This is a genomic window from Micromonospora sp. BL4 (genome assembly GCF_003667505.1).
Lineage (GTDB): Bacteria > Actinomycetota > Actinomycetes > Mycobacteriales > Micromonosporaceae > Micromonospora.
Genome location: NZ_RCVJ01000135.1, coordinates 1 through 15,017, shown reverse-complemented (window position 1 = coordinate 15,017; position 15,017 = coordinate 1). Strand labels below are relative to the sequence as shown.

Here is a 15,017-nt window from a genome sequence, read left to right as displayed (position 1 = left end):
GGCAAGGAGGACATGTGGCGGCGACGAAAGACGACAGCGGCCCGGCGATCCCGCCGGCCGTCGAGAGCGCATGGGGGTTGCGTGAGCGGCCACCCAAGGGGCCCCGGCCGGGGCTCACCGTGAGCGGCATCGTGGGCGCCGCCGTGCGGGTGGCCGACGCCGACGGGCTGGCCGCCGTCTCGATGAGCCGGGTGGCCAAGGAGTTGAGCGCCGCCACCATGGCCCTCTACCGGTATCTCGGCTCCAAGGACGAGCTGCTGATGCTCATGGTGGACGCCGGGTACGGCCCGCCGCCCGGGCCCGCGGCACCGGACGCCGACTGGCGTGCCGGCCTCACCCGCTGGGCCTGGGCCGAGCACGACGTGCTGCGACAGCGACCCTGGCTGCTGCACGTCCCGATCACCGGCCCACCGATCACCCCCCAGCAGCTCGGCTGGCTGGAGGACGGGCTGCGCTGCCTCGACGACACCGCGCTGACCGAGGGCGAGCGGATGTCGGCACTCCTGCTGATCACCGGGTACGTCCGCAACGAGGCCACGCTCACCGCACAGATCACCGAGGGCAGCCGGGCCGCCGGCGTCGAACCGGGCGAGATGATGCCCGCGTACGCCCGGACGGTGGGCCGGCTCATCGACCCGGCCCGCTTCCCGGCGCTGAGCCGGGTGCTCGCCTCCGGTGTGCTCAACCAGGACGACGACCCGGACGAGGAGTTCACCTTCGGCCTCGACCGGATCCTCGACGGCATCGAAGCCCTGATCCTGCGGCGAGCGGTCTGAGGAGCACCCGGATGTTGCACAGGGACACCGTCGACACCACCGTCCTTCCGCCCGGTGAGCGGTTCGGGATGTGGCTGGATCTGGTCGCGCGTACCTCGGCCCCACTGCGGATCCAGTCCGCGCACGCGGACGACTTCGCCGCCCGGGCCGACTTCATCGACCTCGGGGCGATCCAGCTGGTCGAGTACCGGTACCCGTCGCTGGACGCCACCCGCACGCGCAAGCTGGTCAGCCGCTCGGACCCGGAGCTGTACGTGCTCGCCCTCACCACCGGCGGGGTCGGCACGTCCAGCCAGGACGGTCGACGCAGCGAGATCCTGGCCGGCGAGTTCACCTTCTACGACGCGTCCCGGCCGCACGACGTCTGCCACCACGCCACAGAGCCGGAGCGGGACCAGGCCACCTCGATCATCACGCTGATCCCGCACGCCGCGCTGCCACTGCCGCCGCAGCGGATGGCCGCGCTCTACGGTGGCCGGATGTCCGGCAGCGAGGGCGTCGGGGCGCTGCTGGCGCAGTTCCTGCTCCAGATCACCGGGCATCCCGAGCAGTACCATGCCGCCGACGCCAGCCGGCTCGGCGCGGTGGGGCTGGACCTGGCCACCACCATGCTCGGTCGGCACCTGGTCGCCGAGGACGCGGTGCCCACCGAGGTCCGCCGCCGCGCGCTGGTCACCCAGGTGCAGGCGTACGTCCACCGCCACCTCGGCGACGCGACGCTCAGCCCGCAGACCGTCGCGGACGCCCACCACATCTCGCTGCGCACGCTGCACCGGTTGTTCGAGGCCGAGGAGGCCACCGTGGCGTCGTACATCCGGGACCTGCGGCTGGCCCGGTGCCGGCGCGACCTGACCGACCCCGCGCTGCGCACCCAGCCCGTGCAGATGATCGCCGCCCGCTGGGGGTTCGCCGACAAGGCGCACTTCAGCCGGGCGTTCCGGGCGGCGTACGGCATGAGCCCGCAGGCGTACCGGGAGAGTCACTCGGATCCGGCGCGGATCGTCAACCGCCCGGCGTCCATGGTCAACTCGTCGCGGGCAGACTGACAACCAACGCGGCCGACCCGCTGCCCGCCGAGCGGGCGGCGGGTCGTCGCCAACGGGGGCCGTGGCGAGGCGCCCGCCGCCAGACGCGGCGGGCGGCCGCCCGGTGCGTCCCCGATCGCGTGCCGAGGATCCGGTCCCGTCACTTCCCCCCAGGACCGTCGACGGGGCCGGTCACGCCTTCTCCAGCAGCTCCAACACGACGCGTTCGGCCTCCTCACGCGGCGCCTGCGGGTCCACCGGCGCGACCACGCCGTCGTGATAGAGGTCCACCACCCGAGGGTCCACGTAGGACGTGCGTGCCACGGTGGGCGTGTTGCCCAGCAGCTCGGCGACCTCCCGCATCACCGCGACCACCGCCTTGCGGCGGGCGGTCATCGAGCGGCCCGGGCCGACGGTGGCCAACTCCGTCGCGGCGAGCACCGTGGCGTGCCAGGTGCGGAAGTCCTTCGCGGTCATCTCGCCGCCGCTGGCGTCACGCAGGTACCCGTTGACCTCGTCGCTGCGCACGTCGCGCCACTCCCGGCCGTCCCAGTACCCGAAGAGCCGTTCGGCCCGCCGCCGGCGGCGACGCAGGTTGGTCAGCACCTGGCACAGCTCCGGGTCCTCGATCCGGCGCACCTGCTCGATGCCGCCCTTCGCGGGGAACTCGAAGACCACGCAGCCGCGCCGGGTCCGGGCGTGCTCGGGGCGCAGGGTGGACACCCCGAAGGTCGGCTCGTCGCCGGCCGCGTACTGGTCGCTGCCGACCCGGAACATCCCCATGTCCAGCAAGCGGGCCACCGTGGCCAGCACCCGGTCCCGGCCCAGGCCCCGGCCGCCCAGGTCGTTCCCCACCCGCTCCCGCAACACCGGCAGCCGCCGGGCCACCTCCAGCATGTGGTCGAACTTCGCCTCGTCCTGCTTCTCCCGCCACAGCGGGTGGTAGACGTACTGCTTGCGCCCGGCCGCGTCGATGCCGGTCGCCTGGATGTGCCCGTTCGGGTACGGCGAGATCCAGACGTCCTGCCACGCGGGCGGGATGACCAACTCCCGCAGCCGGGCCAGCTGCTCGGGATCCCGCACCGGGGCGCCGGTCGGATCGACGAAGTGCCAACCCCTACCGCGCCGGCGACGCCCGTACCCCGGCCGGCCCGGATCACTACGCCGCAATCGCACCGGAGACCCGCACCACCCGTTCCACCTCGTCCACGGCGGCCAGCACCTCGTCGAGCCGCAGAGCCGCCAACGTCGGGTGGCTTCCTACCCCGTCCCACCATCGCCAATCACCCTCGCCGGCCCAGAGCGCGCGGTGTCGGGGCCGATCCGGCGGCGGCCCCCAGTGGGCCGGCGGCACCGGCCCGAAGAGCACCACCGAGGCGATGCCGTACGCGGTGGCCAGGTGAGCAACCCCGGTGTCCCCGCTGACCACCAACCGGGCGTCGGCGACCAGCGCGGCGAGCGCCCCGAGGTCGGTCCGGCCGGCCAGCACGGCGCTCGGCGGCAGGCCGGCCGCGTCGGCCACCCGGGCGGCCAGCGCGCGCTCGTCGGTCGAGCCGGTGAGCAGCACCCGGTGCCCCCGGTCGGTGAGCGCCCGGGCCAGCGCGGCGAACCGCTCGGCCGGCCAGCGCTTGGCGGGGATCTTGCTGCCCGGATGCAGCACGGTCACCCCGGTGGGCAGCCGGCCCGGGGCGGGGCGGCGCAGAGCGAGGTCGGTGCGGTCGGCCGGGATGCCGTACCACGACAGCAGCCGGCACCACCGGTCCACCTCGTGCTCGTCGGCGGCCCACGGCGGGCCGTCGGCGAATCCGGCGGCGCTGTTGGCGAAGGCGAGCAGGCGTCCGGGGCGGGCGGCGGCGAGCAGCCGGTGCGACCGGGGGCCGCGCCCGTGCAGGTTGACCGCGACCTCCGGGGCCGCGCCGGGCCAGGCCGGACGATCCAGCCCGGCGGTGTCCACCAGCCGGTCGACACCGCCGACCAGGTCGACCAGCGGGGCCAGCCCGGCGGGCGCGGCGAGCACCAGCTCCCGACCGGGGTACGCGGCCCGCAGCGCCCGCAGCGCGGGCACCGCGGTGATCAGGTCGCCGACGCCGAGGGCGCGCAGGACGAGGATCACGGGTACGAGGTCTCCTGCTCGGCGCAGACCACCATCTCGCGTACGGCGCAGCCGGGCGGCTGGTTGAGCGCGTACATGATCGCGGCCGCCGTGTCGACGGGGTCGTTGAGGATGGCGTCCGGCCCCGGCTTGTACTGCGGGTCGCGCTCGTCGAAGAACGCGGTGCGCATCCCACCCGGGATGAGCAGGGTGACGCCGACCTGGCCGGCCAGTTCGGCGGCGAGGGCGCGGGTGAAGCCGACCACGCCGAACTTCGCCGCGCAGTACGCGGTGGCGTCGCTGACCGCCTTGACGCCCAGGGTGGAGGCGACGGTGACGATGCGCCCCCGGGACTCCTGGAGAAACGGCAGGGCGGCCCGGATCACCGCGGCGGTGGCCAACAGGTCGACGGCGACGATCCGGTCCCAGGTCTCCCCCGGCACGTCGGCGAGCCGGCCCGGCACGTCCATGCCGGCCGCGGTGACCACCGCGTCCAGGCCACCGGACTGTTCGGCGAGGTGTCGGGTGGCCACCTCGGCGGCCCGGGTGTCGGCCAGGTCGCACTCCGTCCAGGACACCCCGTCGACCGGCGGTTGCCGGTCCAGCACGAGCGGCCGGCCGCCGGAGGCGGCCACCGCGGCGACCACCGCCGCGCCGAGGCCGCTGGAGCCGCCGGTGACCAGGACGGTGGGCCCGGCACCGGGCGAGGCCGCGCTCATCGGGTCCGCTCCCCGCCGGGCAGCACCGACGGCGGCGCCGCGACGTGGTCCGCCTTCGCCGGGTGAGCGGTCGCGCGGTACGCGCCGGTGGCGGGGCCTCCTCCGCCGGAGCGGGCGATCAGCTCGGTGGTGGACCGACCGTCCAGGTAGGGCACCACCACCGTGTGCCCGCCCCAACGGCGCAGGACCTCCGCCTCGGGCAGCGTGCCGGCATCGCCGCCGCCGGTGGCGTAGTCCCCGCCCTTGACCCAGATGTCCGGGCGCAGCCAGGACAGCGTCGCGTGCGGGGTCGGCTCGTCGAAGATCATGACCGCGTCCACACAGCTCAGCGCGGCCAGCAACCGACCGCGGTCACCCTCGGACATCACCGGCCGGTCCGGCCCCTTCAACCCGGCGACGCTGGCGTCGGAGTTGAGGCAGACGATCAGGCAGTCGCCGAGCTGCCGGGCGGCCTGGAGGGTGGCCACGTGCCCGGCGTGCAGCAGGTCGAAGCAGCCCCCGGTGGCCACCACCGTGCCGCCGGCGGCCCGTACGTCGGCGAGCAGCGCGGCGACCGCCGCCACGCCCACCGGGCCGCTGTTCGTTCGCGACCGCGGGGCTCGCGACCCCGGCTCACTCCTCGCGCTGACCGGACGCACCGGCGGTGGCAGGGCAGCCGCCACTCCCCCGCCCGCCACGTACGCGGACGCCTCGGCGACCGCCGCCTGCACCGCCTCGGAGACCAGCGCGCCCTGGGCAAGCGCGAGACTGGCGGCGGCCGCGAACCGGTCGCCGGCGCCGCAGGTGTCCCCCTCGGCGCTGCCCGGGGTGGGCACCACCAGCGGCGTCGACCCGGCGTGGCAGAGCAGCGCGCCGTCCCCGCCCAGCGTCACCGCCACGGCGCCGGCCCGCCAGCGCCGGCGCAGACCCTGCGCTCCCCGCGAGGCGGTCGCCAGGCGGGACGCCCCGGGCAGCGCGGGGACCAGCTCGCGCACCTCCGACTCGTTCGGGGTGGCCAGGTGCACGCCGGGCACCGCCGCCGGTCCGCGCGGATGCGGGTCCCACACCACCGGGGCGCGGGTGGCGGCCAGCGCGGCGCGCAGCGCGGGTTGCCGGGCGACGCCCCGGCCGTAGTCGCTGACCAGCACCGCCGACGCCGCCCCGAGCACCCGCAGCACCTCGTCGGAGGGCTGGCCCGGTTCGCCGGAGGCGCCACCGCGGTCGTGGCGCAGCAGGACCCGACCCCGGGCCCGCAGGCGGATCTTCTCCGGCGTCGCGCCGGACAGGGCCAGCGGGTACACCTGCACGCCGGCGGCCGTCAGCAACGCGCTCAGCCGGGCGCCACCCGCGTCGTCGGCGAGCGCCGTCACCAGCACCACCTCGGCGCCCTGCGCGGCGGCGAAGACCGCCGCCAGGCCGGCGCCCCCGGGCCGGTCGGTGGCCGTCGTCTCGTCGAGCACGGGCACCGGGGAGTCCGGGCAGAGCCGGTTCACGATCCCTTCCACGTCCCGGTCGAGCAGGGTGTCCCCGACCACCACCACGGGTCCCCTCACGCTTTCCTCCTCATCCTCACGCGTCGACCTGCTGTCCGGTCCCGCCGTCGAGCACCACCTCGACCCCCGTGCGCACCGGCCCGGACGGGAGCCGACCGGCCGGTGCGGGCTCGGGCGGCGCGTGCCGGGTGGCAGCGGCCAGCGCGGCGGGCAGCTCCTGTTCGAGGTATTCGCAGAGCAGGTGGCTGGTGACGAGGTGCAGTTCCTGGACGACCTGGGAGTCGGGGGACGCGACGGTGAGGGCGTCGGCACAGGCGTCGGCGAGGGGGTTCGGGGCGGGACCGGTGAGCGCCCAGGTGGTGAGGCCGGCGTCGCGGGCGGCGTGCGCGGCGGTGAGCAGGTTGGCGCTGGTGCCGCTGGTGCTGAGCAGGAGCAGGATGTCGCCGGGTCGACCGTGGGCGCGGACCTGGCGGGCGTAGACGTCGGCGTAGCCGTAGTCGTTGGCGATGGCGGTCACGGCGCTGGTCTCGGCGTGCAGGGCGATGGCGGACAGCGGCTGCCGGTCGTGGTGGAGCTTGCCGACGAGTTCGGCGGTGAGGTGTTGGGCCTCGGCCGCGCTGCCGCCGTTGCCGGCGACCAGCAACCGTCCACCGGCCGCCAGGCGGTGCGCCAGCTCCGCACCCCAGCGCGCCAACTGCGACTCGCACCGGCGGTAGGGTCCTAGTGCCGCGGCGAGGTTCGTCAGGTGGGTGTCGAGCAGGCTGCCCGCCGGCATCAGGCCACCACCCGGCTCGGTCGGCGCACGGCGGCCACCTCGCCGTAGAGCTCCGCCAGTCGCTCGGCCGTGGCCGCCCAGGAGTACCGCGACCGGGCCCGCTCGCGCGCGGCGGTGGCGTACCGGAAGCGCCGGATGCGGTCGTCGAGCAGCCGTTGGATCGCGGTGGCCAGGGCACGTGGGTCGCGGGCCGGCACGAGATCACCGGTCGTCCCGTCGACCACGGTGTCCCGGATGCCGCCCACCGCGGTGCCGACCACCGGCACCCCGCAGGCCATCGCCTCCAGCGGGGTCAACCCGAACGGCTCGTACCAGGGTGCGGCGACCAGCAGGTCCGCCGAGCGGTACCAGCGGCCCATCTCCTCCCGGGGCACCGCGCCGACCAGCCGTACCCGGTCGGCCACCCCGCACGACTCGGCCAGCGCCCGCAGCCGCCGGGCGTACGGGTCGGTCTCCAGCAGCCCCTCGGGCGGCCCGCCCACCACCACGCACTCGGCGTCCGGCACCAGCGCCATCGCGCGGACCACCGTCTGGAAGCCCTTGCGCTCGACCAGCCGGCCCACGGTCAGGATCCGGGGCCGGCCCGGCTCGCGGTCGGCGGCCGGCCCGAGCGGGCCGAACGAGGCGAGGTTGACCCCGGAGGGCACGACGGTCATCCGGGACCGGGGCACCCCCATCCGGACCAGCTCGCCGACCTCGTCGCGGCACTGCGCGACCACCCGGTCCACCGAGCGGCCCAACTCCCGCTCGTAGGAGATCCGCCGGGCCGGGCTGGTGTCCTGCACGCCCTGGTAGCGGCGCTTCACGGTGCCCAGCGCGTGGTACGTCTGCACCACCGGCACGCCGGTCTGCCGGCCCGCGTTCAGCGCGGCCAGGCCGCTCATCCAGAAGTGCGCGTGGATCACCTCGGGCATCCAGTCCCCGCCCCGCCACCGCTCCACCAGCCACCGGCCGAACTCCCGCATGTGCGGCAGCAGCGCGTCCTTGGCCACCGGCTCGGCCGGACCGGCCGGCACGTGCACCACGTCGTACCCGTCCGGGCTGCGGACGGTCACCGGCAGGTCGAGCGCGTCCCGGCGGGTGTAGACCCGCACCTCGTGCCCGGCGTCGGCGAGCGCGGCGGACAACTCCGCGACGTGCGTGTTCTGGCCGCCGGCGTCCTCCCCTCCGAGGATGGCGAGCGGGCTGGCGTGCTCCGAGATCATCGCGATCCGCATACTTCCTCCTCCAGCAGCCGGTCCCAGTCAGCGAGGAAACGGTCGAGGCCGTACCTGTCCCGCGCGGCCGTTCGCGCCGCCGCGCCGGCCTGACGCGCGGCCACCGGCTCGGCGATGAACCGACGGGCGGCGTCGAGCAGGGTGTCCATCCGGGTGGCCAGGGCCCCCGCCTCCGGGGGCACCGCCGTCACCGCCTCGGTGGTGGCGAGCGCGACGACCGGCATGCCGATCGCCATCGCCTCGATCAGGCTGAGCCCGAGCGAGGTCCACCGGCACAGGTGCAGGTACGCGCGCCGCCGGGCCAGTTCGGCGTGCATCCGGTCCTGGGGTACGTCGTCGTGGCTGGTGAGCCGGTCGGCGGGCAGCCCGAGATGGTCGGCCAGGCCGGCGACGCCCATGCCGAACACGTCCAGCGGTGCGATCTCGGCGAACCGGGGCAGCAGGTCGGTGCCGGTGACCCGGCCACGGCGGACCGGCTCGTTGATCACCACGGCGAGCCGGTCCAACTCACCGGTGTACGACACGGCGGGCGCGACGATCCCGTGGTCGACCACCGTGGTGCGGCTGGCGCCGGTGTCCCAGAAGATCTGGTTGAACCCGGTGACGTGTGCGATGAGCAGGTCGTCGCGGTCGGCCATCGGATGCCGGGTGTTGGGCACGTCGCCCTTGGGCGTGTTGTGTTCGACGTAGATGGCCGGGACGTCACGGCCGGGCCGGCGGCCCAGCCACTCCTCGGCGAGGTCGACCTCCTCGGGGCGTTGCAGGATCACCAGGTCGACGGCGGTGCCGGGCAGGTCGGCGGGGGCGACCTCGACGGCGCTGTCGGGCCAGGGGTAGGTGCGGGCACGGCCGAGGCCGTAGGGGCCGCGGTCGGGTGTGGTCGGGATCAGGTAGCGGTGGCCGCCGTGCACGAACGACGTGGTCCAGGAGCCGTGCACGTGCCAGAGCAGGACGTTCATCGGCCGCCACCACCGCTGCCGACCAGCACCCGCAGCGCCTCGACCACCTCGGCCGGGTCGACGCCGCTCAGGCACGGATGTCCGGGCACCGGGCAGCTGGCCGCCCGGGTGTCCCGGCAGGGCGCACCGGCGTCGCCGAGCCGGACGGTGGGCACCCGGTAGGGCCCCCACTGGCCGAACGGGACGGTCGGCGCGAAGAGACTCACCACCGGCACCCCGGCCGCGGCGGCCAGGTGCGCGGGCCCGGTGTTGCCGACCACCACCGCGCCGGCGTCGGCCACGATCGCGGCCAGGCCCGGCAAATCCGTCCGGCCACCCAGGTCGGTGCCGCCGGCCGCCGCGACCCGGGCGGTGACCGCACGCTCGTCGGGGCCGCCGGTGACCAGCACCCGGTGCCCGGCGGCGGTCAGCGACCCGGCGATCCGGGCCGCCAACTCGGGCGGGCAGGCCCGGCTCGACGCGGCCGAGCCCGGATGCAGCACCACGTAGCCGGGGGCGCCGAGGTCGGCCGGTCGGTACGGAAGGGCGTCCTGCCGGAGCCGGAGCACGGGTTCGTCGTCGACGGGCAGCCGGTGGCCGGCGGCGGCGGCGAGGGAGAGGGCACGTTCGGGTTCGGGGACGCCGGCGGGTACCCGGTGGCGGACGTCCAGCAGGGAACCCGGGTAGTCGTCGCTGATGGCGGCGATCCGGCGGATTCCCGCCATCCGCAACAGCAGCGCCAGGGGCAGGGCGGACTGGTGGAACGAGGTGAACACCACCGCCTCGTCCGCGCCGACCGCGGCGAGGCGCGCGGTCAGGGTCCGCATGGCGTCCGCGTCGACCGACTCCGGAGCGGGGTCGATCCACGGCAGCGGATGCTCGATGATCTCGTCGACACCGGGCAGCAGGTCGGCGGCGGCGCGTCCCCGTGGCCCGCACAGCAGCACCACCCGCTGTGCCCCGGCCGCGACGGCGCGGATCGCCGGCCCGGTGACCAGCACGTCCCCGGCCGAGTCCGAGCGCACCACCAGCGCTGTCCCCACCCGCTGACCGGCCGGCCCCGACGCGGGGTGCACCGCCTGCTGGCGGCGCAGGATCTCATCCACGGCCGCCGGTAGGTCGCCGGCCAACCACCCGGCGGCGGCGATCTCCTCGGGTCGGGTCACCGGGGTGGGCACCAGCACCCCCGCCGCCCCCGCCGCCATCGCGGCGGCCACGTCCCGGCCGATGTCGCCCACCAGCACGCAGCGCGACGCGCTCGTGCCGAGCTGGCGGGCGGCGGCGTGCACCAGGCCGGGGGCCGGCTTGCGGCAGTCACAGCCGTCGGCGTCGTCGTGCGGGCAGACCAACCACGCGTCGAAGCGGCCCAGCAGCTCCTCGATCCGGGCGTGCACCGCCCGCATCTGCTCCTCGCTGAAGTAGCCACGGGCCAGGCCGGACTGGTTCGTCACCACCGCCAGCCGCAGCCCGGCGGCCCGCAACCGGTCCAGCGCGGCGCGCGCCCCCGGCACCGGCCGCACCTTCTCCGGGTCGCCGTTGTAGGGCACGTCCTCGATCAGGGTGCCGTCCCGGTCCAGCAGCACCGCGTCGTAGAGAACGGGTCGGGTGCCCTCGACAGGCCCGGAACCGGCCCGGCCAGCACCGGCGTACACCGGGGCTGACCTGCGCTGATCCGGATCCTCCTGGTCCTGTCGCACAGGCGGCGGGTTCCCTGCGCCCCGAGGAGTAAACGTCGTCGCCGACGCGCTGGGGCAGCGCCGCGGGCGGTGCTCCGCGTCGGCCTTACCCGCCGCCCCGGAGAAGCTAACCCGCGGGCCCGTTAGCCACCGTCCCGGTGGGGTATGGGAGTCCAGTGGCGATTGTGGAGAAAGTGATCGACGCTCCCCCGCAGCAGGTCTTCGACGTGCTCGCCGACGGGTGGACGTACAGCGACTGGGTGGTCGGCACCGCGCACGTGCGGGACGTGGACGAGGCCTGGCCGAGGGTGGGCAGCCAGCTGCACCACCGGGCCGGTCCGTGGCCGTTCTCCTTGCAGGACGCCTCCACCGTGCTGGTCTGCGAACCGCCGCACCGGCTCGTGCTCCGGGCCGGTCTCTGGCCGGCCGGCGAGGCGATCGTGGCCTTCACCCTGGAACCGGTCGGCGGGGACGCCACCCGGGTCCGCATCGGGGAGGACTTCGCCGCCGGCCCGTTGCGCTGGGTCCGCAACAAGATCAATGATCTCGTGCTGCACCTGCGGAACCGGGAGACGCTCAACCGCTTGTCCGACATCGCCACCCGGCAGAAGGGTGCGCCGTGACGCAGACCGTGGTCGTGACCGGCGCGAGCGCCGGCGTCGGTCGGGCCGTCGCGCACGCGTACGCGGCCCGGGGCGCCCGGCTGGCGCTGCTGGCCCGGGGCGACGCGGGCCTGGCCGCCGCCGAGCGGGAGTGCCGGCGGCGCGGCGCGACCGACGTACGCGTGTACCGCGTGGACGTCGCCGACGCGGGTGCGGTGCAGCAGGCCGCCGACGACGTCGTGCACCGGTGGGGCGGCATCGACGTGTGGATCAACAACGCGATGGTGTCGGTGTTCGCGCCGGCGTGGGAGATCCCAGCGCGCGAGTTCCGCCGGGTCACCGAGGTGACCTACCTGGGCACGGTGCACGGCACCCTGGCGGCGCTGCGGCACATGCGCGCGCACGGCCGGGGCGCGATCGTGCAGGTGGGCTCGGCGCTCGCCTACCGGGGGATCCCGCTGCAGTCGGCGTACTGCGCGAGCAAGCACGCCGTCCAGGGGTTCAACGACTCGCTGCGGGCCGAGCTGCTGCACGACTGCCCGGGGGTGAAACTGTCGATGGTGCAGCTGCCCGCGGTGAACACGCCGCAGTTCTCCTGGGTCCGCACCCGGCTGCCCCGGCATCCGCAGCCGGTGCCGCCGATCTTCGCACCGGAGCTGGCGGCGCGGGCGATCGTCTGGGCCGCCGACCACGGCACCCGGGAGCTGAACGTGGGCGGTCCCACCTGGCGGGCCCGGCTGGGCGACATCCTGATCCCCGGCCTGCTGGACCGCAAGCTGGCCCGGGACGGGTACGACAGCCAGCAGACCGGCGAGGAGATCGACCCGGCGACGTGGCGGGACAATCTCGACCACCCCGGCGACGAGGACCGGGACCGGGGCGCTGCGGGCATCTTCACCGACCGGGCGCGCGGCCGCTCGGCGGCGCTCTGGGTCGGCACCCACAAGCCGGCGCTGTCCGGTGTCGCGCTCGCCGGCGTGGCGCTGGCCCTCGTCGCCGCGGCCCGGCGACCGCGCTGACCTGCGCACGCACCACGGGTGCACGGCTCCGCACGGGGCGAAGGGACACCGGTCCGCAACGCCCGGAAGGGGAGCCTTTTCAACCTGGACGGGGGAACTGGCTACCCTCTCAGATAGCCCTGTCCGCAAACCGAGGATGTCCGACATGATCGAGCCCGTGCAGCTGCCGTCGCCGTGGCGGGACGCGCGCCTGACCGTCGTGGTGCCCACCTACAACGAGGCGGGCAACCTCCCGGCGCTGGTCGAGCGGCTGCTCGCACTGCCGCTGCCGGGGCTGCGCATCCTCGTCGCCGACGACAACTCCCCCGACGGCACGGGCGAGGTGGCCGACAAGTTGGCCATCGAGCACCCGGACCGGATCGAGGTGGTGCACCGGGCCGGCAAGGAGGGCCTGGGCCGGGCGTACGTGGACGGGATGGGGCGGGCGCTCGACGGCGGCGCCGAGTACGTGGCGCAGATGGACGCGGACCTGTCCCACCCGCCGGAGGCGCTGCCGGGGATGCTGGGGGCGCTGCTCTCCACCCAGGCCGGCGTGGTGATCGGTTCCCGGTACGTGCCCGGTGGCGAGCTGGACGAGAACTGGCCGCTGTACCGCCGGGCGCTCAGCGGTTGGGCGAACCTCTACGTGCACACGCTGCTGCGGGTGCGGATCCGGGACCTGACCGCCGGCTTCAAGATCTGGCGGGCCGACGCGCTGCGGGACATCGGCCTGGAGCGGGTGCAGTCCAACGGCTACAGCTTCCAGGTGGAGATGCACTACCTGGCCACCAAGCTCGGGCACACGATCCTGGAGGTGCCGATCCGCTTCGAGGAGCGGCGCGACGGCGAGTCCAAGATGACCACCGCGACCAAGATCGAGAGCGCGCTGATGCCGTTCCGCCTGCGCAGCAAGCACCGCAACATCACCAGCTGACCGTCCCCCGCCGCGCCCGCCAGCAAGCCGGCCGGGCCGCGGCGGGTCAGTCGGGGTAGACGGCGCGGTGCGCGGTGGCGATGGCGGCGGCGTAGGCGCGGCCGGTGAGCGCACGGTCGCGCGCCAGGGCCGCACGGGCCGCGTTCGCGCCGGGCGCGCCGTGCACCCCGCCGCCAGGATGCGCCGACGCACTGGCCAGAAAGAGCCGGTCCACCGGGGTGTCCGCCCGGCCCAGGCCGGGGATCGGCCGCAGGAACAGCTGCTGGTACGCGGCGGCGGTGCCCCCGCCGAGCGTCCCGCCGACCAGGCTCGGGTTGCCCTTCTCCAGGTCGGCCGGACCGGCCACGTGCCGCCCGACGATGAGCTGCCGGAAACCCGGTGCGGCCGCCTCCAGCACGTCCTCCATCCGCTCGACGTGCCCGGCGACGTCCTCGGCCCGCCAGTCCCGGCGGAACGGCAGGTGCGTGTACGACCAGAGCGACTCGGTGCCCGGCGGGGAGTGGCTCGGGTCGGCCACCGACATCTGCCCGAGCAGCAGGAACGGGTCGCGCGGCAGCTCGCCGCGGGCCAGCTCACCGGAGTAGCGGGTGAGCCCGTCCAGGTCCGCGCCGAGGTGCACGGTGCCGGCGCCGGCCACCTCCCGGTTCGTCCACGGCACCGGCGCGGTGAGCGCCCAGTCGACCTTCAGCGTCGAGCCGTCCCACCGGAAGTGCGCCAGGTCCTCCACGAGCCGCGCCGGCAGGGCGGCCGCGCCGACCAGGTCGAGGTAGAGCGCCGGCGCCGGCACGTCGGCGAGCACGGCCCGCCGGGCCCGCCAGAGCGTGCCGCCCTCGGTGCGCACCCCCATCGCCCGGCCCCGGGCGGTGAGCACCCGGTCGACCCGGGCGCCGTACATGATCCGGCCGCCGCGCTCGCGCAGCCGGGCCACCAGCGCGTTGGTGATCTGCTGCGCGCCGCCGTCGGGCACCGGCCAGCCGACCTGCTGACCGAGCATGGCCAGCAGCCAGCCGTACACCCCGGAACCGGCCTCCTCCGGGGACAGGTCGGTGTGCAGGGCGCAGCCGGCCAGCAGGGCCGGCCCGCCGTCGCCGTCGAAGAGTTCGTCGCCGAGCTTGCGGACCGGCACCACCAGCCGCCGGGCCAACCGCAGCGCCCCGGCGATCCGCATCCGTCGCAGCAGCGCCAGCCCGCCCCGCACCGGCGGGAACGGCGAGGTGATCGTCGTCAGCATCGGCCCGGCCACCTCGAGCCAGTCGGTGTAGGCGTTCAGCCAGCGCTTGCCGTCGCCGGGGGCGAACCGTTCCAGCGAGGCGGCGGTGACGTCCGGATCGCGGTTGATCACCGCGGCGCGGCCGTCCGGCAGCAGATGCGCCAGCACGTCCGGCGAGTGCCGCCAGGACAGCCCGTACCGGGCCAGGTCGAGCCCCGCCAGCACGGGCGAGGCGTACCCGAGGGGGTAGAAGGAGCTGTAGAGGTCGCTGAGGTAGCCCGGCGCGGTCACCTCGGCGGAGCGGACCGCGCCACCGGGCACGGCCGTCGCCTCCAGCACCACGACGTCCCATCCCGCGTCCGCCAGCAGGTTGGCCGCTACCAGGCCGTTGTGGCCGGCCCCGACGACGACGGCGTCCGCGCTCTTCGCGCCGGTGCTAGTCATCCGATCCGCCTACCCGGCGCGCAACCAGGCGAAACGCGTTTGCCTCGCCGAGACCGGGGCATCCAGCGTCGCATGTACACGGTTGCGCAGTTGATCGGCGGGGTGTGGGGCGCGGGCGGCGGGGGCGGCGAGCTGGTCG

The 15,017-nt window shown here is 75.3% G+C and carries 14 protein-coding genes; 5 read left to right on the top strand and 9 right to left on the bottom strand.

Translation table 11 applies throughout. The features are described from left to right. The first annotated feature begins 14 nt into the window (after nt 1–14). Both EAD89_RS15815 and EAD89_RS15810 read left to right on the top strand, forming a co-directional pair. On the top strand, nt 15–776 hold the full coding sequence (locus EAD89_RS15815) for a TetR/AcrR family transcriptional regulator (protein ID WP_199733523.1): 762 nt from the start codon (nt 15–17) through the stop codon (nt 774–776). Between the two features lie 11 nt (nt 777–787). Beyond that, complete coding sequence (locus EAD89_RS15810; RefSeq protein ID WP_121676258.1) at nt 788–1,822, top strand: helix-turn-helix domain-containing protein; 1,035 nt, start codon at nt 788–790, stop codon at nt 1,820–1,822. 171 nt (nt 1,823–1,993) lie between these two features. Here EAD89_RS15810 and EAD89_RS15805 read toward each other — a convergent pair whose 3' ends face one another. Genes EAD89_RS15805 through EAD89_RS15770 form a run of 8 tightly spaced genes read right to left on the bottom strand, consistent with a single transcriptional unit; the run spans nt 1,994 to nt 10,666 of the window. Continuing rightward, nucleotides 1,994–2,977 carry a DNA topoisomerase IB gene (locus EAD89_RS15805; protein ID WP_121656674.1) on the bottom strand — a complete coding sequence of 328 codons (984 nt, stop codon included), beginning with the start codon at nt 2,975–2,977 and terminating at the stop codon, nt 1,994–1,996. Further along, nucleotides 2,961–3,914, bottom strand: a complete 954-nt coding sequence (locus tag EAD89_RS15800; protein WP_121676257.1) for a glycosyltransferase family 9 protein — start codon at nt 3,912–3,914, stop codon at nt 2,961–2,963. Before EAD89_RS15800 ends, EAD89_RS15805 begins: the two co-directional genes overlap by 17 nt. Beyond that, on the bottom strand, nt 3,911–4,612 hold the full coding sequence (locus EAD89_RS15795) for an SDR family oxidoreductase (RefSeq protein WP_121656676.1): 702 nt from the start codon (nt 4,610–4,612) through the stop codon (nt 3,911–3,913). Before EAD89_RS15795 ends, EAD89_RS15800 begins: the two co-directional genes overlap by 4 nt. Continuing rightward, nucleotides 4,609–6,144 (bottom strand): PfkB family carbohydrate kinase, encoded by a 1,536-nt coding sequence (locus EAD89_RS15790; protein WP_121676256.1) that lies wholly within the window; start codon nt 6,142–6,144, stop codon nt 4,609–4,611. The genes EAD89_RS15795 and EAD89_RS15790 overlap by 4 nt, the downstream gene beginning before the upstream one ends. Before the next feature lie 16 nt (nt 6,145–6,160). After that, nucleotides 6,161–6,862 (bottom strand): SIS domain-containing protein, encoded by a 702-nt coding sequence (locus EAD89_RS15785; protein WP_121656223.1) that lies wholly within the window; start codon nt 6,860–6,862, stop codon nt 6,161–6,163. Beyond that, nucleotides 6,859–8,076, bottom strand: coding sequence for a glycosyltransferase (locus EAD89_RS15780; protein ID WP_121676255.1), 1,218 nt, complete (start codon nt 8,074–8,076; stop codon nt 6,859–6,861). The genes EAD89_RS15785 and EAD89_RS15780 overlap by 4 nt, the downstream gene beginning before the upstream one ends. Continuing rightward, nucleotides 8,061–9,035, bottom strand: a complete 975-nt coding sequence (locus tag EAD89_RS15775; RefSeq protein WP_121656221.1) for a glycosyltransferase — start codon at nt 9,033–9,035, stop codon at nt 8,061–8,063. The genes EAD89_RS15780 and EAD89_RS15775 overlap by 16 nt, the downstream gene beginning before the upstream one ends. Then, nucleotides 9,032–10,666 carry an HAD-IIIA family hydrolase gene (locus EAD89_RS15770; RefSeq protein ID WP_233578726.1) on the bottom strand — a complete coding sequence of 545 codons (1,635 nt, stop codon included), beginning with the start codon at nt 10,664–10,666 and terminating at the stop codon, nt 9,032–9,034. The genes EAD89_RS15775 and EAD89_RS15770 overlap by 4 nt, the downstream gene beginning before the upstream one ends. 200 nt (nt 10,667–10,866) lie before the next feature. On the opposite strand from EAD89_RS15770, the gene EAD89_RS15765 reads away from it, so the two are divergent. The 3 genes from EAD89_RS15765 (at nt 10,867) to EAD89_RS15755 (ending at nt 13,224) form a co-directional block, all read left to right on the top strand. Continuing rightward, nucleotides 10,867–11,313, top strand: coding sequence for an SRPBCC family protein (locus EAD89_RS15765; RefSeq protein WP_121656219.1), 447 nt, complete (start codon nt 10,867–10,869; stop codon nt 11,311–11,313). Then, nucleotides 11,310–12,311 carry an SDR family oxidoreductase gene (locus tag EAD89_RS15760; protein ID WP_121676253.1) on the top strand — a complete coding sequence of 334 codons (1,002 nt, stop codon included), beginning with the start codon at nt 11,310–11,312 and terminating at the stop codon, nt 12,309–12,311. The genes EAD89_RS15765 and EAD89_RS15760 overlap by 4 nt, the downstream gene beginning before the upstream one ends. Nucleotides 12,312–12,456: 145 nt before the next feature. Beyond that, the gene (locus EAD89_RS15755; RefSeq protein ID WP_121652153.1) at nt 12,457–13,224 is read left to right on the top strand and encodes a polyprenol monophosphomannose synthase; all 768 of its coding nucleotides are present in this window, start codon (nt 12,457–12,459) and stop codon (nt 13,222–13,224) included. A gap of 46 nt (nt 13,225–13,270) precedes the next feature. On the opposite strand, the gene EAD89_RS15750 is transcribed toward EAD89_RS15755, so the two are convergent. Next, nucleotides 13,271–14,878, bottom strand: a complete 1,608-nt coding sequence (locus tag EAD89_RS15750; protein WP_121676252.1) for an NAD(P)/FAD-dependent oxidoreductase — start codon at nt 14,876–14,878, stop codon at nt 13,271–13,273. Nucleotides 14,879–15,017: the final 139 nt, after the last annotated feature.